Below are 18664 nucleotides of genomic sequence, written 5' to 3'. Positions count from 1 at the left end.
GGGATTTTCAATCGTTTTTCTGGCGGAACGCATGGATCGGGCCACGATGTGCGGTTCGGGAGCCGCGTCCGCCTCGCCGGATGGACCGGGACAGGAGGGTGCGACCATGTGAACCATGCGGAGTACAAGTAAGGCGGCCGTGCTGGTCGCCGCGGGGCTGGTCCTGGTGACGGGTTGTGGCGGTGCCCAGAGCGACGGCAAGGAGGCCGCCGGTCGCGCGGGGAAGCCCAGCGCCACGCCGTCGACGGGGCTGACGCGCATACCCGGCGTGGGGCAGAAGCTGCAGTCCCGCATCCCCGCCGATTCGCGGCAGGTGATCGCGGTCTACGGCGATGGCGAGAACGCCACCACCTCGACGGTCGTGCTGTACACGAAGGACAGCGACACGGAGGACAAGGGTCCGAAGGGCGGCGACGCGAAAGGGGACGGCAGCACCTGGAGCAGGGAGCGTAGTTGGGAGGCGCACAACGGCAAGCGCGGCTGGACGCTGCACCACCACGTGGGGGACAAACGCAGCCCGGTCGGCGTGTTCACGCTCTCGGACGCGGGCGGTGTGTTGCCCGACCCGGGTGCGAAGCTGCCGTACACCGCGTCCGCAGCCTTCACTCCGCCCTCGTACTGGGCGAAGCGGACCCGGCACGACTTCGACTACGTCATCGCCATTGACTACAACCGTGCCAAGGGTGTCTCGCCGCTGGATCCGACCCGGCCCGAGGGGGAGTCGAAGGGGGGCGGCATCTGGCTGCACATGGACCACGGGAGCGGTACGTCCGGCTGTGTGAGTCTTTCCAAGTCCGGCATGCGGTACCTGCTGCGCACGCTCGATCCCGCGCAGCACCCGGTCGTGGTGATGGGCGACAAGGCCCACCTGGAGGCGTGAGCGCGCACCCCGAAGGATGACAGGCCGGTGACAGGCTGTCGTACCGGCGGTTACTTGGAGCAAGCTCCAAGATTTTCTTGGATGTAACACCGACCCCTTCTGTGCGGCATGGGGCTCAGCCATAGTGGCGGATCAGCGGAGAACGGAAGTCCGTTTTCGCATCCCAGAATCCGTCCTAGGGAGTGCCCGTGTCGCACGCCACCGGATCGCTCGCTCGCCGAGCAGGCCGCATGCTGCGCACCAGTCTGTTCACGCAGGTCCTCGTCGCCCTGCTCATCGGAGTCCTCGTCGGACGGTTGTGGCCGGAGTTCGGCTCGGCCGTCCAGCCGCTCGGCGACGGCTTCGTCCGCCTCATCAAGGCGATGATCGCCCCGCTCGTCTTTTGCGTCGTCGTCGCCGGCATCACCAAGGCCGGTGACCTCAAAGCCTTCGGGCGGATCGGCCTCAAGGCGCTGATCTGGTTCGAGGTGGCGACCACCATCGCGCTCGTCGTCGGCCTGCTCGCGGGCAATGTCTTCGGGCCCGGAACCGGCATGCACGTCGACCCGGCGTCGCTCGACCAGAGTGCGGTGGACGAGAAGACCGGCGGTGGGCAACTGCCGTCGACCTCGCAGTTCATCCTCGAATCGCTGCCGGACAGCGCGGTCGGGGCGTTCGCGGAGAACTCGCTGCTCCAGGTCCTCGTCCTGTCCTGCCTGGTGGGCGCGGCGCTGCTGCACCTCGGGCAGACGAAGGTGCCGCAGATCCTGCCGTTCATCGAGCAGGCACAGGAGGTCGTCTTCACGATCGTCGGCTACATCATGCGCCTCGCGCCGCTCGCCGTCTTCGGAGCGACCGCTCACCTCGTGGGGGAGTACGGCCTCGGCGCGATGACGACGTACGCGAAGCTCATCGCGGTCTGTTACGGCGTCGCGCTGGCCTTCCTCGTGCTGCTGGGGCTCGCGCTCAAGGCCGTCACGGGGCTCAGCCTGTGGAAGTTCGTCCGGTACACCCGCGAGGAGCTGTTGCTGGCGCTGGGTACGGGCTCCAGCGAGACGGTAATGCCGCGCATGATGCAGAAGCTGCGTGCCGCGGGCTGCCGGGACGACGCGGTCGGGCTGGTCCTGCCGACCGGTTACTCCTTCAACCTCGACGGTGCGTCGATTTATCTCTCCATCGGCACGCTCTTCATCGCGCAGGCCGTCGGGGTCGATCTGTCGATAGGTCAGCAAATCACCGTTGTGCTGATTCTGATGCTGACCAGCAAGGGGATGGCGGGCGTACCCGGTTCGGCGTTCCTGGCGCTGTCGGCGACCGCCTCCGCGCTGGGCGTCATCCCCGCGGCGGCCGTGGCGCTGCTGCTCGGCGTCGACCGGATCATGGACTCGATGCGGGTCGTCACCAATCTGCTCGGCAACTGCGTCGCGGTCTTCGCGGTCTCCCGCTGGGAGGGCGCCCTGGACCGCGTGACGGCGAAGAAGGTCCTCAACGGGGAGGCGCCCGCGACGCCCGCCACGTCCGCAGGGCCCGCCACCGCCACAGCCCCCGCCACCGCCACAGCCCCCGCCACTCCCGCCGCGCCCGGTGAACCCACTGCGGCCGGTGAATCCGCCCCCGCAGCGAACCCCGTCCCCGCCGACGCACCCGCAGAAAAATGACCCCGCGGGGCCCGGCGCAAAGCCGGGCCCCGGCGGCGGCCGTCACCTCGCAACGCCATCCGCCGTCACGCCCCCACGGCCTCCGCCGTCACCCCGCCGGCTTCTCCGAATCCATCCCCGGCCGGGCCTTTTTCCAGTCGCCGCGTGTGAAGTCCGGGACCTCCAGCGGCATGCCGTGCGCCTTGATCGACAGGTCGCTCAGCGGTACCGGCGCGGTCCAGGTCGCCGCGTCGTACACGTCGAAGTCCGGTACCAGGCCCAGGTGCAGGCACTGGGTCAGCCGGAAGACCAGCATGTAGTCCATGCCGCCGTGCCCGCCGGGCGGATTCGCGTGCTCCTTCCACAGCCAGTGGTCCCACTCCGCGAACTCACCGAAGTCGTGCCACTGGTCATCGCTGTGGCCGGGCTCAAGATAGATCCGCTCCGGGTAGTCCTCGAAGACGCCCTTCGTGCCGCCGAGGCTGTTGATGCGGCTGTAGGGGTGCGGGGTCGAGACGTCGTGTTCCAAGCGGATCACGCGGCCCTTGGCCGTCTGGACGAGGGAGATCGTCCGGTCGCTCTCGATGTACGTCTCCTTCCAGCTCGGGTCGCCGGCCGGCATGTGCTCCTTGCGGTACGCGGTCAGGCCCAGCGAGGGAGTGCCGAAGCTGGAGATCCGTACCGCCCGGTCGCCGCGGTTGACGTCCATGTAGTTGGCCACCGGCCCGAACCCGTGGTTGGGGTACAGGTCGCCGCGCAGCCGGGTGTGCCACAGTCGGCGCCACGGGCCCTCGTAGTACTCCGGGTCGAACATCAGGCCGCGCAGGTCGTGGTTGTAGGCACCGGCGCCGTGCAGCAGGTCGCCGAAGAGGCCCGCGTGCGCCATCCGCAGCACCCGCATCTCGTTCCGCCCGTAGCAGCAGTTCTCCAGTTGCAGGCAGTGCTTACGGGTCTGTTCGGAGAGATCGACCAACTCCCACAGTTCGTCCAGCCGGAGCGCAATCGGACACTCGACGCCCACGTGCTTGCCGTTGAGCATGGCCGTCTTCGCCATCTCGAAGTGCCAGTCCCAGGGCGTGGCGACGTACACGAAGTCGATGTCGCCGCGCTTGCAGAGGTTCTCGAAATCGCGGTCGCCCTTGGTGTACACGGCCGGGGCGGGTTGGCCGGCGTCGGTGACCTTCTTCGCGGCCTTGGCGGTCTTCTCCTTGACCGGGTCGCAGATCGCCACGACGCGGGTGTTCGGCACGGCGAGGAAGAGGTCGATCATGGAGCCGCCGCGGTTGCCGAGGCCGACGATGCCGACGCGTACGGTGCTGCGTCCTTCGAAGGGCACGCCGATCATCGTCTTGCCGCGCCGCTTCGGCACCGCCGCGGTGTCAGGGGCGGACCCGGCAGCGGTCGGCGTCGCTGCTGACGGAGCCGCCGATGCCGTGTCCGCGGCCATTCCGGCGAGTCCGAGCCCGGCGCCCGCGGCGCCCGCGGTCCACAGCACCGAACGACGGCTCGGACCGGCCCCGTCGGCCGTACCGTTGCCGCCGGCTGCGCCGGCCCCGCCATCGGCCATACCGGCCCCGCCATCGGTCGCGCCGGCGCCGCCGTGCTCGTCGTGTTGGTCGTGAGGCTCAGGTCGTGCGTCGTGCATGGGCCCTCCCGGGGTGCGGATGGTGCGCGGCGAATACGTCCAAGCTCGAAGAGGACCCTGGTGGTTGAGACCAGTGGGCCACAAGGGGGCTCATTGGACTCCTGGGGCGAGTTCTTGGACTCTTCTCTTGCGCAAGCTCCTGGAAATTCTTGCGGAATGCCTTGACGTGTTCACTTCGTAAAGGCAAGCTCCCTCGCGGAATCCCCCCACGGCGGCCAGGCGCGTGGCTGCCTTCGTGGACGCGTCCCCCACCGCGTCCGTATGCAGAAGGAGCCGCATGCTGCATCAACGATCCCGGATACTCGGCGGCGCGCTGGCCGGTGTGCTCGTCGCCGCCGGCCTCGCGACCCTCGCGCCCTGGCAGTCCCAGGCCACCCCGCCCGGCGAGAAGACCGTCACCGCCACACTGTTCGAGCGGCCGTACGCGGACGTCGGCAGGGCCTGCACCGACCAGCTCGGCCCGGCCGGTTACGGCTACGTCGAGGTCTCGCCCGCCTCGGAGCACATCAAGGGTGACCAGTGGTGGACGTCGTACCAGCCGGTGAGTTACAAGATCGCGGGCCGGCTCGGCGACCGCGACGCCTTCGCCGCCATGGTCTCCGCCTGCCACAAGGCCGGCGTCAAGGTCATCGCCGACGCGGTCATCAACCACATGTCCTCCGGGTCCGGCACGGGCACCGGCGGCACGCAGTACACGAAGTACAGCTACCCCGGGTACTACCAGGACCAGGACTTCCACTCCTGCCGCAAGGACATCGCCGACTACGGCAACCGCGACGACGTACAGAACTGCGAACTGGTGGGCCTGGCGGACCTGGACACCGGCAGCGACGCCGTCCGCACCACCATCGCCAAGTACCTCGACGACCTGCGCTCGCTCGGCGTCGACGGCTTCCGTGTCGACGCCGCGAAGCACATGGCGGCCGACGACATGGCCGCGATCAAGGGAAAGATGAGCGATCCGGGTTTCTGGATCTCCGAAGTCATCTACGGGGGCGGCGAGGCGGTCAAGCCGGAGGAGTACACGGAGATCGGCGACGTCGATGAATTCCGTTACGGGGGCCACCTCAAGAGCGCCTTCCAAGGGGGTAGCATCGCCCAGTTGAAGTCCGTCGCCGACGGCAAGCTCAGCAGCGGGTCGGCACGTACCTTTGTCGACAACTGGGACACCGAGCGTAACGGTTCGACACTCACGTACAAGGACGGCGCGGCGTACACGCTCGCGAATGTCTTCATGCTGGCCTCGCCCTACGGCTCGCCCAACGTCTTCTCCGGCTACGAGTGGTCCGACAAGGACGCGGGCCCGCCCAGCGGCGCCGACGGCTGGACGGACATGCACGCGAAGCAGGAGATCACCGGCCTGGTCGGGTTCCGCAACGCGGTCGGTGATGCCGAGTTGAGCGACTGGTGGGACAACGGGTCGAGCGCAATCGCCTTCGGCCGCGGCGACAAGGGCTTCGTTGCCCTCAACGCAGGCGACGGCGAGCTGTCCGAGACCTTCGCGACGTCGCTGCCCGCCGGTACGTACTGCAACGTCGCAAAGGCCGCGCCGGACTCCTGCGACGGCAACACCGTCACGGTCGGTGATGACGGCAAGGCGCAACTGACCGTGCCCGCCAAGAGTGCGGTGGCCCTGCACGTGGGCGCCAAGAGCTGAGCTGTGGGCGCCAAGAGCTGAACGCGCGCACCCGTACGACGCGGCCCGTCCTTCAGGCGGGCCGCGTCGCCCGTTCCAGCTCCAGCAGCACCGAGTAGTACCCCCGGCCCTCCGTCGCGTGGTCCATGCCCACCTCACACATGCGGTTCGCCGACAGGTGCGCGTCGAAGTGACGGGAGGTCACCTCGGCCGCCTCCCGGGCCGTCGCCGCCTCTGTCAGCTCCTTGTGCAGCATCCCGCGGTCGCCCGCGAAGGCGCAGCAGCCCGCGTCGTCCGGTACCACGACCTCCTGGGCGCACGCCTCGGCGACCGTACGGAGCTGCGCCTCGTCACCCAGGTGGCGCATCGAACAGGTGGGGTGCAGCACCACGGAGTCCACGGTCCGCACCACCTCCAGGTGCGGCAGCAGTTCCTCGGCCGCCCAGACGACGGAGTCCATGACGGTCAGTTCGGCGTGCAGTTGTTTGTTGTCCTCGGTGAGGTACGGGACGATCTCGTGGGCGATGCCGAGCGTGCACGAGGAGGCGTCGACGACCAGGGGGAGCCGGCCGCCGGCGGTCCAGCCCCAGGCCGCTTCCACGATGCGGTTGGCCATCACGGCGTTGCCCTCGTCGTACCCCTTGGAGTGCCAGATCGTGGCGCAACAGGTGCCCGCAACGTCCCCAGGGATCCAGACCGGCTTGCCGGCCCGCCGGGAGACCGCGACGACGGCCTCGGGGAGGGAGGGGCCCGTGTACCCGTCCGGTTCGCCGAAGATCCGGTTGACGCACGCCGGGTAGTAGACCGCGACCACGTCCTGCTTACGGGTGGGCGGCAGCCGGCGGGCCGCCGCGCCCGGGATCTCCGGCAGCCACCGCGGTACGAGGTCGGGGCGTACGGCCTTGCGGGCGGCGTCGGTCACGGTCTCCAGCAACCGGTCGCCGATCCGGTCGCTGATCCGCTCGGCCGCGGCGACCGAAAGCCGCGCCGATGCCTCGACCGCCTTGAAGCGCTTGGCGGCGAGCGCGGCGGCCTTCTCCTCGCGCGGGGAGTGCCGGCGGTGCCGGAAGTCCTTCATCATCGCGCCGGTGTCGATGCCGACCGGGCAGGCCAGTTTGCAGGTCGAGTCGCCCGCGCAGGTGTCGATCGCGTCGTAGCCGTACGCGTCCAGGAGCGCGTCGGTGACGGGCGAGTCCGGGCGCTGGCGCATCATTTCGCGGCGCAGCACGATGCGCTGGCGGGGCGTGGTGGTGAGGTCGCGGCTGGGGCAGACCGGCTCGCAGAAGCCGCACTCGATGCAGGGGTCGGCGACCGCCTCGACCTCGGGGATGGTCTTCAGGCCACGGAGATGCGCCTTGGGGTCGCGGTCCAGGACGACGCGCGGGGCGAGGATGCCGTGCGGGTCGAACAGGTCCTTGATCCGCCACATCAGGTCCGTCGCGCGCGGGCCCCATTCCAGCTCCAGGAAGGGCGCGATGTTGCGTCCGGTGGCGTGCTCTGCCTTGAGTGAGCCGTCGAAACGCTCCACTGTCATCCGGCAGAAGTCGTCCATGAAGGCCGCGTAGCGCGCCACGTCCGCGGGCTTTGCGGCGTCGAACGCGAGGAGGAAGTGCAGGTTGCCGTGGGCGGCGTGGCCGGCGACGGCGGCGTCGAAGCCGTGCCGGGCCTGCAGCTCCAGCAGCGCCGTGCAGGCGTCCGCGAGCTGTGCGGGCGGCACGGCGAAGTCCTCGGTGAGCAGCGTCGTACCGGAGGGCCGGGAGCCGCCGACCGCGGTGACGAACGCCTTGCGGGCCTTCCAGTAGCCCGCGATCGTGCCCGGATCGCGGGTGAACTCGTTGGTGACGGACTCGACCGGCGCGACCAGTTCCAGGTCGCCGAGCACCTGTTGGGCGGCCTCTTCGTAGGCCGCCTGACGTTCTTCGTCCGGGGCGCGGAACTCCACGAGCAGCGCGGTCGTTTCCGTGGGGAGTGCCGCCCAGTCGGCGGGTACTCCGGCGACGCGGACCGAGGCGCGCAGCGTGTTGCCGTCCATCAGCTCCACGCCGAGCGCGCCCGCTTCGTTGAAGCGCGGGACGGCGGCGGCAGCGGCCCGCAGATCGGGGAAGAAGAGCAGTGCGGTGGAGGTGCAGCGGTCCAGGGGCAGGGTGTCGAATACCGTCTCGGCGATGAAGCCGAGCGTGCCCTGCGACCCGACGATCAGGCCGCGCAGGATCTCGACGGGGGTAGCACCGTCGAGGAAGGCGTCGAGCCGGTAGCCGTTGGTGTTCTTGAGCTCGTACTTGGCGCGGATGCGGGCGACCAGCTCGGGGTCCGCCTCGATCTCCGCCTTCAGGGCCAGCAGCCCGTCGCACAGGGCCGGTTCCGCGTGGGCCAGCTCCTCGTCGGCGGCCGGGTCGGCGGTGTCCACGACCGTCCCTGACGGCAGCACGACCGTGGCGGAGGCGAGCGTGCGGTAGGAGTTCCGGGTGGTGCCGGCCGTCATGCCGGAGGCGTTGTTGGCGACGACGCCGCCCAGGGTGCAGGCGATGGCGCTGGCGGGGTCGGGGCCGAGCAGCCGGCCGTGGCGGGCGAGCGTGACATTGGCTCGCGCGACGGTCGTACCGGGGCCGATACGGGCCTGCTCGCCGCTGCCCAGTACCTCGATGCCGGCCCAGTGGCGGCGTACGTCGACGAGGATGTCCTCGCCCTGTGCCTGACCGTTGAGGGAGGTGCCGGCGGCGCGCAGGACGACCTTGCGGCCGTGGCCGTGCGCGTAGGAGAAGACCGCCGAGACGTCGTCGATGTCCTCGGCGAGCACGACCACCTGCGGGACGAAGCGGTAGGGGCTCGCGTCCGAGGCGTACTTCACCAGGTCGGAGAGGCCGTGCAGCACCTTCTCCGGGCCGAGCAGGGCGGTCAGGTCGCCGCGCAGCGGCTCGGGCGTCCCGGACGCCTGCTCGTCGGCCACCCGGTCGACGGCCGGGCCCTCGGTCGTGGCGGGGCGCAGTACGGTCGGCTCCGGCTCCAGCAGCGGCATGGCTTCTCCTCGTCGGCGGCCCCTTGGTAGCGGCCCATCGGTTCAGCGTCCTTCAGCAGCGCCGCCCCGGCTCGTCGACCAGGGTGGACAGCAGCCCGCCGAGCAGCTCGCGCTGGTCGGCGGTCAATGGAGCCAGGATGTCCTCCGCGGCGGCCCTGCGCGCGCTTCGCAGCGCCCCGAGTGTCGTCCGGCCGGTCTCGGTCAGTTCGATCCGCACGACGCGGCGGTTGGCCGGGTCGGGGACCCGGCGTACGGCGTCCGCCGCCTCCAGCGCGTCCACGAGAGTGGTCACCGCGCGCGGTACGACGTCCAGGCGGGCCGCCAGGTCCGCCATCCGGGGCGGGGTGTCGCAGTGCGCCACGATGCGCAGCAGCCGGGACTGCGCGGGGGTGAGGGCGAGCGGTTCGAGGTGCCGCTTCTGCGCGCGGTGCATCCGCCGGGTCAGCCGTACCAGCTGTTCGGCGAGGTCGGTGTCGGGGGCGGTACGGGGGCCGGACTGGGGGGAGGACATGCCGGGAGAGTATCAGGACCATGTTCATTGTGAGTATAGGTAACAATGGGCTACCCTCGGCAGGCACCCGGGCCCCGACGCGGGCCGCCGCAACCCCGGAAGCCGCCGCCGCGATCCCGGAAGCCGCCCGTCGGCCCCGACCTTCGAAGGAGCTCATTGCGTCCCGACACCATTGACTGGACCCCGCCGCCCAAGGACGAGCAGCAGCCCGTCCAGGTACGGCGGATCCTGCGCCTCTTCCGCCCCTACCGCGGCCGGCTGGCCCTGGTGGGTCTGCTGGTGGCCGCCGCCTCGCTGGTCTCCGTCGCCTCGCCGTTCCTGCTGCGCGCGGTCCTCGACGTGGCGATCCCGGAGCGGCGCACCGGACTGCTGAGCCTGCTCGCCCTCGGCATGATCGTCACCGCCGTGATGAACAGCGTCTTCGGCGTGCTGCAGACGCTGATCTCCACCACCGTCGGCCAGCGCGTCATGCACGACCTGCGGACCGGTGTCTACGCCAAGCTGCAGCGGATGCCGCTGGCGTTCTTCACCCGTACGCGCACCGGCGAGGTGCAGTCCCGCATCGCCAACGACATCGGCGGTATGCAGGCCACCGTCACCTCCACGGCGACCTCCCTGGTCTCCAACCTCACGAGCGTCATCGCCACCGTCGTGGCCATGCTCGCCCTGGACTGGCGGCTCACCCTCGTCTCCCTCCTGCTGCTCCCGCTGTTCGTCTGGGTCAGCCGGCGGGTCGGCAACGAGCGCAAGCGGATCACCACCCAGCGGCAGAAGCAGATGGCCACGATGTCCGCGATGGTCACCGAATCGCTTTCCGTCTCCGGCATCCTGCTCGGCCGCACGATGGGCCGCGCCGACTCGCTCACCGAGAACTTCACCAAGGAATCCGAACGGCTGGTCGGCCTGGAGATCCGCGCCAACATGGCGGGCCGCTGGCGGATGGCCACCATCGGCATCGTCATGGCGGCCATGCCCGCGCTGATCTACTGGGCCGCGGGCCTGGTGCTCCAGCTCGGCGGCCCGGTCTTCTCCATCGGCACGCTCGTCGCCTTCGTCTCCCTCCAGCAGGGCCTGCTGCGCCCGACCGTCTCGCTGCTCACCACCGGCGTGCAGATGCAGACCTCGCTCGCGCTCTTCCAGCGCATCTTCGAATACCTCGACCTGCCGGTGGCCATCACCGAGCCCGAGAAGCCGGTGCGGCTGGCGGCGCCCCGCGGCGAGGTCCGCTTCGAGGACGTCACCTTCGCGTACGACCCGGCCGCCGCGCCCACCCTGAGCGGCATCGACCTGACCGTCCCGGCCGGCGGCAGCCTCGCCGTGGTCGGCCCGACCGGCAGCGGCAAGTCCACGCTCAGCTATCTGGTGCCGCGGCTGTACGACGTGACCGGCGGCCGCGTCACTCTGGACGGGGTGGACGTCCGCGAGCTGGACTTCGACACGCTCGCCCGCTCGGTGGGCGTGGTCTCCCAGGAGACGTACCTCTTCCACGCCTCGGTCGCCGACAACCTGCGCTTCGCCAAGCCCGACGCGACCGACGAGGAGATCCGCCGCGCCGCGCGGGCCGCCCAGATCCACGACCACATCGCCGGCCTGCCCGACGGCTACGACACCCTCGTGGGCGAGCGCGGCTACCGCTTCTCCGGCGGCGAGAAGCAGCGTCTGGCCATCGCCCGCACCATCCTGCGCGACCCGCCCGTGCTGGTACTGGACGAGGCCACCAGCGCGCTGGACACCCGTACCGAGCACGCCGTCCAGCAGGCCATCGACGAGCTGTCGGCGGGCCGCACGACGATCACCATCGCGCACCGGCTCTCCACCGTCCGCGACGCCGACCAGATCGTCGTCCTGGACGCGGGCCGGATCGCCGAGCGCGGCACGCACGACGAGCTGCTGGCCGCCGACGGCCGGTACGCGGCTCTGGTACGCCGGGACGCGCACGTGACACCGGACGGACCGGCACCGGACGAAGAAGAGCCGCTCTCCCCGTCGCGCGCCGCCCTCTCTTAAGCTCGGGCCCATGCTCCTGTGGATCAACGGCCCCTTCGGCGGCGGCAAGACGCAGACCGCGCACGAGCTCCGGCGGCGCCTCCCCGGCAGTGTGGTCTGCGACCCCGAGCACATCGGCTTCGGCCTGCACCGGACGCTGCCGCCCGGGCTGCGCGGCGACTTCCAGGACCTGCCCGCCTGGCGGCAGGGCGTGTACGAAGTACTGGACCGGGCCCTGGACGGGCACGACGGTACGGTGATCGTCCCGATGACGGTCGTGGAACCGGCCTACTTCCAGGAGACGGTCGGCCGGCTGCGCGACCGCGGCCACGACGTACGGCACTTCGCCCTCCTGGCGGACCGCCGGACGGTGCTGCGGCGGCTGCGCGAGCGCGGTGTCGGCCGCGCCCTCCATCTCCTCGCGGGCCGGGACGTGCCCCCACACCACGAGAGCTTCGCCGTGCGGCGGCTGGACCGGTGCCTGGAGCAGTTAGCAAAACCGGAGTTCGCCGAGCACCTGTGGACCGACCGCCGCACCGTCCCCGAGGTGGCCGACCGCATCGCCGCCTCCGCCGGCCTGCGGCTGACCCCGAACACCGACGGCCCCCTCCGGGGAAGGATCCGCCGGGCCGGGGTCGGCCTCCGCCACATCCGCTTCGACTGACCTGCTCGCAGGCCCTGTTACGCGGGCGTCAGCCGGTACGCGTACGTGTACTCACGGTCGGCGTGCAGCAGGTACTGCTCCAGTGGGGGTGCGCCCCAGGAGTCGTTGCCGCCGACGCCCATCTGGCGGTGGTTGACGCCGAGCACCGTCTCGGGGCGGCGCTTCAGCTCGTACGGATGGCGCGGCCCGTCCAGATCATGCGGCGTGTAGTGGAGCGCACTGATCTCCAGCAGTGGCGCGTCGTCGCCCGGCTCGGCGCGCACGGTCAGGCCCGCGCCGTCCCGGTCGGTGAGCGAGGCGTGCCGGACGTCCACCACGTTGCCGGTCTGCTGCGGCCGGACGTAGGGGCCGTACTGGTCGTCCACCGAGGAGCGGTAGCTGCCGACGAACGCGGCGGTGCGCCGGTCCTGGTAGTTCTCGTGCGGACCGCGGCCGTACCACGACAGCGTCTCGAAGCCGGCCGGGACGGTGAGGAGCGCGCCGACCATCAGCAGGTCGGGCAGGCCGGCGCCCGGCTTCAGGGTGTGCGCGACGCGCACCTCGCCGTCGCCGCGCACGGTGAAGACCGTGCGCCAGGTGGAGGCGGCGGGGGAGGTGGGCAGTGTGCAGACGACCTCGATGGTCACCTCGGACGGTGAGGGCTGCCCAGACTTCACGGAGTCCACGGTCCGCTTCGTCCCCGCGTCGCGCCAGGTGCGCAGCGTCTGCTGGGCCTTGCGGCCGATGTCGTTGTCGGTCGGCCCGCGCCAGAAGTTGGGGACCGGGCCGCCGGCCAGCAGGGTCCGGCCGCGGTGACGGTAAGAGGACAGCGTCCCGGTGGACTTGTCCAGGACCACCTCGACGTCCTTGCCGCTGACCGTGACCGCCTTGTCGGTCTCGGAGACCTCGAGGGCGGGGAGCGAGGACGCCGGAGGATCGGTCGGAGCCTTCGTGTGCCAGGGCAGCGCCAGTTGTTCGGCGGCGACGCTGTGCCCGGCGTCCGCCCACCGGGTGCCGCGGCGCAGCACGAAGGAGAGGTTCAGCCAGTACTCGGCACCGGGCTCTGGCCGCGCCGGACGCCGGTACGGAATGCGTACGGTGCCGTCCTGGCCCGGCTTGATCTGCGGCGCGGGGAGCGTGCCGTGCTGGATGCACGCCCCGTTACGCGTCACTTCCCAGCGCAGCTCGTACGCGTCCAGGCCGAGGAAGAGTTGCTTGTTGGTGACCTTCACCGTGCCGGACGCCAGATCGGCCGCGGCCATCCGGATGGCCTGATAGCACTTCTTGACCTCGTGGATCGCCGGGTGCAGCACGCGGTCCGAGGAGACGATGCCGTTGCAGCTGAAGTTGCCGTCGGTGGGGTAGCCGGGCTTCCAGTCGCCGCCGTAGGAGAGGTACGTGCGCTTGCGGTCACCGGGGACCGGGAGCCGGATGGCCTGGTCGCAGAAGTCCCAGATGAAGCCGCCGTGCAGGTTGTCATAGCGCTCGAAGACGTCCCAGTACTCGCGGAAGTTGCCGGTGCTGTTGCCCATGGAGTGCGCGTACTCGCACAGGATGAACGGCTTCGGGTTCCCGGACTTCCCGTACTTCTCCACGTCGGCCGGCTTGGTGTACATCTGGCTTTCCATGTCGGCCACGGCGCTCTGGCCTTCGTAGTGGACGGGCCGTGAGGAGTCCCGGCCGTGCGTCCACTCCGCCATCACCTTGAAGTTGTCGCCCCGGCCCGCTTCGTTGCCCAGCGACCAGACCACGATCGAGGGATGGTTCTTGTCCCGCTCGACCATCGTGCGCATCCGGTCGAGGCAGGCCTCGGTCCATTCGGGCAGGCTCGCCGGGAGCTTGTCGCGCACGCCGTGCGACTCCACGTTCGCCTCGCCGATCACGTAGAGCCCGTACTCGTCGCACAGCTCCAGCCAGCGCGTGGAGTTCGGGTAGTGCGCGGTGCGCACCGCGTTCACGTTGTGCTGCTTCATGATGCGGATGTCCTCGATCATCCGCTCCTCGGGGACCGCCTGGCCGTGGTCCGGGTCGGACTCGTGGCGGTTGACCCCGCGGAAGACGATCGGCACGCCGTTGACCGTGAACTTCCCCGGTTCGCACACGACCGAACGGAAACCGACACGGGTGCGCTGGATGTCAACGGCCTTGCCGTCGGGGCCTGTGAGGGTGACGACGAGCGTGTACACGTTGGGGGCCTCGGCGGACCAGAGGGCAGGAGCCCGCACCGTGGCCTCCGGCTCTACCGTGACCTGCTCGTCGTCGCCGAACCGCACCTCGGCGGCGAGGGGCCGGGGGAGTACCGGCTTGCCCTGCGCGTCGTACAGCACCGCCGAGAGCCGGTGTTCGCCGGGCGCGGCGGAGCCCCCATTGCGTACGGTCGCCGACACCTTCAGCGTCGCGTCCCGGTACGCAGCGTCCAGGTCGGTGTGCACGAAGAGGTCGTGCAGATGTACCTGCGGGACGGAGTACAGATACACCTCGCGGAAGATCCCGGACAGGTCGATCATGTCCTGGTCCTCCAGCCAACTGCCGTCGGACCACCGGAAGACCTCGACGGCCAGGCTGTTCTCGCCGGGCTTGAGCTTCGTGGTGATGTCGAACTCGGCGGGGGTGTAGCTGTCCTCGCTGTAACCCACCTTCTCGCCGTTGACCCACACGAAGAACGCGGACTTCACGCCCTGGAAGGAGAGCAGGGTGCGGCGGCCGTCCCAGTCCTTGGGGACGGTGAACGTACGGCGGTAGGAGCCGACCGGGTTGAAGTCGTGCGGGACCTGCGGCGGCTGCGGGTCCTCATAACCGATCCACGGGTACTTGATGTTGAGGTAGATCGGCTCCGGATAGCCCTCGATCTCCCAGTTGGAGGGGACGGGGATGCGGTCCCAGGAGCTGTCGTCGTAGCCGGGGGCGTGGAAGCCCGTCGGGCGCTCGTCCGGGTTCTTCGACCAGTGGAAGCGCCAAGTGCCGTTCAGGGAGCGGTGGTACGGCGATCCGGAGACCTTGCCGGCCAGCGCGGCCGCGGCACTCGCGTACGGGATCAGGCGCGGGCGGGCGGGCTCCCGGTTGACCTGGAACGTGCGGGGCGCGCCGTTCCACTCCTCGCCCGCTGCCGAGGCCCGTCCGGCCACGGCGGCGAAGGCACTTTTCTGCGCGCTGAAGGCGGCCCAGCCGGCCAGGGCTGTGCCGGTGGCGAGGAACGACCGGCGGCTGAAACGACGCGAGGACATGCGACAGCTCCGAACGTAAGGCAACAGGAAGCATCAGGATCGAACGCAAGCCGACGCAACACAAGCCTCACGCACGCCATTTCACTCAGAAAGCCACGCGAGCCTCACTCGGGGCTCCACTCAAGGACCCACTCAGGGCCTCATCAGCACGACCTCCAGCGTCCGCGGCCCGTGCACGCCCTCCACCCGGTCCAGCTCGATGTCGCTCGTCGCGGACGGCCCCGAGATCCAGGTCAGCGGGCGGCCCGGAGCCAGCCGCTCCAGCGCCTGCGGCACCGACGCCACGACCTGTTCCGGCACCCGTACGACGCAGATGTGATGGTCCGGCACGAGCGTGATGCGGCGGCGGCCCTGGTCCGGGCTCCCGTCCAGGACGAGGGTGCCGGTCTCGGCGATGGCGACCGCGCAGCCCGTCACCACGCTGTCCACCGCGTCCAGCTCGCCGGGCGTCGTCTCCGGCACGTCCGGCACCACTTCCAGGTCACAGGCCGCCAGCCACTCGGGCGGCAGCCCCGCGGGCGCCACCACCGACCGCGACCCCCGCTCGCCCAGCAGGTGCGCGAGCAGGCCCGGCAGCCCGGCGGCGTCGATGTCGTGGACGATCGCGCGGTAGTCCGCGAGGTTCGCCGCCAGCAGTTGCACGGTGTCCTCCGCGGGGTGCTCGCCGTGCTCCCGCAGATAGTCCCTCGGCACCGCGGTCTCCTCGGGGCCCGAGGCCCGCGGTACGTCCGCCAGCGCCCGGCGCACCCGCGCCAGCACCACGTCCCGGCTGCTCACTTCCCGCCCTCCTCACGTCCGTTGCCGCGCTCCCCGCCTCGGGTGCGCTGCCACCAGTCCCGGAACGACTCGGCGGGTACCGGTGGCAGGTCGCGCGTGTCCGACCAGGCGCGCCCCGGGCCGGGCAGCCGCCGCGGGTGCAGCTTCCGGGTACGTGCCGCCAGCCGCTGGCCCGCGCGCAGCACACCGGGCCGGTCGAAGACCAGCCCCGCCGCCCGCATCGCCGCCCGCTCCGCAGCGTGCCCCTTCGCGGGCTTGATCAGCGTCTTCACCCCGCGCCGCGTGACCTTGCCGCCCTCCACGACCCGCTCGCGCAGATGCACCAGCACCTCCGGGATGTCGATCGCGACCGGGCACACCTCGTAACACGCCCCGCACAGCGACGACGCGTACGGCAGCGAGGCGTCCAGCGCGCTCGCCGTGCCGCGCAGCTGCGGCGTGAGGATCGCGCCGATCGGTCCCGGGTAGGCCGAGCCGTACGCGTGCCCGCCGGCCCGCTCGTACACCGGGCAGACGTTCAGACAGGCCGAGCACCGGATGCAGCGCAGTGCCTGCCGGCCGACCGTGTCCGCGAGCGTGTCCGTCCGGCCGTTGTCCAGCAGGACCAGATGGAACGTCTGCGGCCCGTCGCCGTCCGTGGTGCCGGTCCACATGGAGGTGTACGGGTTCATCCGCTCGGCCGTTGAGGAGCGCGGCAGCAACTGGAGGAAGACCTCCAGGTCCTGCCAGGTGGGCACCACCTTCTCGATGCCGACGACGGAGATCAGCGTCTCCGGGAGCGTCAGGCACATCCGGCCGTTGCCCTCGGACTCCACGACGACCAGCGTCCCGGTCTCCGCCACCATGAAGTTGGCGCCGGAGATGCCGACCTTGGCGCGCAGGAATTTCTCCCGGAGGTGCAGCCGGGCCGCCTCGGCCAGCTCCGCCGGCCGGTCGCTCAGCCCGTCCGGCGCGGGCCGTCCCCAACTGCCCATCTCGGAACGGAAGATGTCGCGGATCTCGGAGCGGTTGCGGTGGATCGCCGGGACCAGGATGTGCGACGGGCGGTCCTTGCCGAGCTGCACGATCAGCTCCGCGAGGTCCGTCTCGTACGCGCTGATCCCGGCCTCGGCCAGCGCCTCGTTCAGCCCGATCTCCTGCGTCGCCATCGACTTGACCTTGACGACCTCGCGCTCCCCGGTGGCCCGCACGAGGCGCGTCACGATGCGGTTGGCCTCCGCCGCGTCCGTCGCCCAGTGCACCTGGCCGCCCGCCGCGGTCACCGCCTCCTCCAGCCGCTCCAGATAGTGGTCCAGGTGGCGCAGCGTGCGGTCCTTGATCGCGCGCCCCGCCGCGCGCAACTGCGCCCAGTCGCCCAGCTCACTCACCGCCCTGGCGCGCTTGTCCCGGATGGTGTGTGTGGCGTACCGGAGATTGGCACGCAGCCGGGTGTCGCGGGTGGAGCGGGCGGCGGCCGCCGGGAAGGCGGGCATGCCCAGGTCGGTGACGCTCACAGCACGTTCCCTTCACTCACAGGGCATGTCCTCCCAGGGCATGCGCTCACAGCACGTTCCCCTCCGTACTGGCCAGGATCTCCGCGATATGGACGGGCCGGACCGTCGAGCCCTGCCGCGAGAGCGTGCCGCCGATGTGCATCAGGCAGGAGTTGTCGACCGTGCAGACCGCCTCGGCGCCGGTCTCCTGGATGTGCCGGGTCTTGTCGGCGCCCATCGCGGCGGAGACGGCCGGGTTCTTGACGGCGAAGGTGCCGCCGAAGCCGCAGCACTCCTCGGCGCCCGGCAGCTCGCGCAGTTCGAGGCCCTTCACATGCTGGAGCAGGGCACGCGGCCGGTCCCCGAGTCCCAGCATCCGCAGGCCGTGGCAGGTCGGGTGGTAGGTGACGGTGTGCGGGTAGTACGCGCCCACGTCCGTCACCTTCAACACGTCGACCAGGAACTCCGTCAGCTCGTACGTCTTGGGCACGGCTTCCGCCGCCGCCTCGGCGAGCGCCCGGCCGCGCCCCTCCGCCGCGGCTTTCTCGCCCAGCCGCGGATAGTTGTCCCGCACCATCGCCGCGCACGATCCTGAGGGCACCACGACGTACTCGTAGTCGCGGAAGGCCCGCGCGTACCGCAGCGCGAGTGGCTCGGTGGCATGCCGGTATCCGGTGTTGAACTGCGGCTGCCCGCAGCAGCTCTGCTCGGCCGGGAAGCCGACCTCCACGCCCAGCCGTTCCAGGAGGGTGACCACCGCCCGGCCGGTCCGTGGGTACAGCGTGTCGTTGATACAGGTGACGAAGAGCGCTACGCGCACGTTGCCATCTCCTTTCGGCCGCCGAATCCCCTGGCGGCCACCGGCCTCGCGGAGGCATGATCACCTGACGGCTCATCCTGCCCGAGCGGCAGGGCCACGTGAAGGACCCGGGAGCGGAGGCGCATGTCGAGCGCGGAGAACAAGAAAGCGGACCGGCAGGCGGGGGAGCGGCGCCCGGTGTCCGCGGTGCGACAGCTCGTCGCGGCGTCCGTAGGCAATGCGGTCGAATGGTACGACTGGTTCCCCTGCACGGACGCGCAGGCAGTCTACTTGAGCGCCCCGTACCTGCATCAACGCAGGTCGGCGTAGATACATGAGCGATCATTCATGTGCAGGTGTTGCTGGGTTTCGCCGCCTCTGGCCGGGTCGATGCTGACTGTTTGCTGACTTGCCTGACGGGTAGTCAGGTGCGCTGCGAGTGTCTGCGGTGAGTCCTTG

At 70.4% G+C, this 18664-nt stretch carries 12 protein-coding genes; 5 read left to right on the top strand and 7 right to left on the bottom strand.

What is annotated here, in order from left to right; all coding sequences use genetic code 11:
- The first annotated feature begins 115 nt into the window (after positions 1-115).
- Together IG84_RS0110135 and IG84_RS0110130 are read left to right on the top strand one after the other, a co-directional pair.
- Positions 116-880 (top strand): L,D-transpeptidase family protein, encoded by a 765-nt coding sequence (locus tag IG84_RS0110135; RefSeq protein ID WP_031054082.1) that lies wholly within the window; start codon positions 116-118, stop codon positions 878-880.
- A 230-nt stretch (positions 881-1110) separates the two neighbouring features.
- A complete protein-coding gene (locus IG84_RS0110130; RefSeq protein ID WP_051861579.1) occupies positions 1111-2517 on the top strand; it encodes a cation:dicarboxylate symporter family transporter in 1407 nt (468 codons plus the stop codon).
- A gap of 88 nt (positions 2518-2605) precedes the next feature.
- Here the strand turns inward: IG84_RS0110130 and IG84_RS0110125 are convergent, their stop codons facing one another.
- Positions 2606-4141, bottom strand: a complete 1536-nt coding sequence (locus tag IG84_RS0110125) for a Gfo/Idh/MocA family protein (RefSeq protein ID WP_031054079.1) — start codon at positions 4139-4141, stop codon at positions 2606-2608.
- A 277-nt stretch (positions 4142-4418) separates the two neighbouring features.
- On the opposite strand from IG84_RS0110125, the gene IG84_RS0110120 reads away from it, so the two are divergent.
- Positions 4419-5798, top strand: a complete 1380-nt coding sequence (locus IG84_RS0110120; protein WP_031054077.1) for an alpha-amylase — start codon at positions 4419-4421, stop codon at positions 5796-5798.
- A gap of 52 nt (positions 5799-5850) precedes the next feature.
- On the opposite strand, the gene IG84_RS0110115 is transcribed toward IG84_RS0110120, so the two are convergent.
- Positions 5851-8793 carry an FAD-binding and (Fe-S)-binding domain-containing protein gene (locus IG84_RS0110115; protein ID WP_031054074.1) on the bottom strand — a complete coding sequence of 981 codons (2943 nt, stop codon included), beginning with the start codon at positions 8791-8793 and terminating at the stop codon, positions 5851-5853.
- 52 nt (positions 8794-8845) lie between these two features.
- Complete coding sequence (locus IG84_RS0110110) at positions 8846-9304, bottom strand: MarR family winged helix-turn-helix transcriptional regulator (RefSeq protein WP_031054071.1); 459 nt, start codon at positions 9302-9304, stop codon at positions 8846-8848.
- A 156-nt stretch (positions 9305-9460) separates the two neighbouring features.
- Here IG84_RS0110110 and IG84_RS0110105 point away from each other — a divergent pair, with 156 nt between their 5' ends.
- Positions 9461-11311 (top strand): ABC transporter ATP-binding protein, encoded by a 1851-nt coding sequence (locus IG84_RS0110105; RefSeq protein ID WP_031054070.1) that lies wholly within the window; start codon positions 9461-9463, stop codon positions 11309-11311.
- Positions 11312-11321: 10 nt separating this feature from the next.
- The gene (locus IG84_RS0110100) at positions 11322-11954 is read left to right on the top strand and encodes an AAA family ATPase (RefSeq protein ID WP_031054067.1); all 633 of its coding nucleotides are present in this window, start codon (positions 11322-11324) and stop codon (positions 11952-11954) included.
- A 17-nt stretch (positions 11955-11971) separates the two neighbouring features.
- On the opposite strand, the gene lacZ is transcribed toward IG84_RS0110100, so the two are convergent.
- The 4 genes from lacZ to IG84_RS0110080 form a co-directional block, all read right to left on the bottom strand.
- Positions 11972-15157 (bottom strand): beta-galactosidase, LacZ type, encoded by a 3186-nt coding sequence (gene lacZ / locus IG84_RS0110095; RefSeq protein ID WP_031054065.1) that lies wholly within the window; start codon positions 15155-15157, stop codon positions 11972-11974.
- Positions 15158-15289: 132 nt separating this feature from the next.
- Positions 15290-15934, bottom strand: coding sequence for a LutC/YkgG family protein (locus IG84_RS0110090; RefSeq protein ID WP_031054063.1), 645 nt, complete (start codon positions 15932-15934; stop codon positions 15290-15292).
- Positions 15931-17427: a lactate utilization protein B gene (locus tag IG84_RS0110085; protein WP_031054062.1), complete on the bottom strand. Its 1497-nt coding sequence runs from the start codon at positions 17425-17427 to the stop codon at positions 15931-15933. The genes IG84_RS0110090 and IG84_RS0110085 overlap by 4 nt, the downstream gene beginning before the upstream one ends.
- Before the next feature lie 46 nt (positions 17428-17473).
- Complete coding sequence (locus tag IG84_RS0110080; RefSeq protein WP_031054059.1) at positions 17474-18226, bottom strand: (Fe-S)-binding protein; 753 nt, start codon at positions 18224-18226, stop codon at positions 17474-17476.
- Positions 18227-18664 lie beyond the last annotated feature (438 nt).

Origin of the sequence: Streptomyces ochraceiscleroticus, assembly GCF_000720485.1 — a bacterium.
Lineage (GTDB): Bacteria > Actinomycetota > Actinomycetes > Streptomycetales > Streptomycetaceae > Streptomyces > Streptomyces ochraceiscleroticus.
This window is presented reverse-complemented; position numbering and strand designations above follow the sequence as displayed.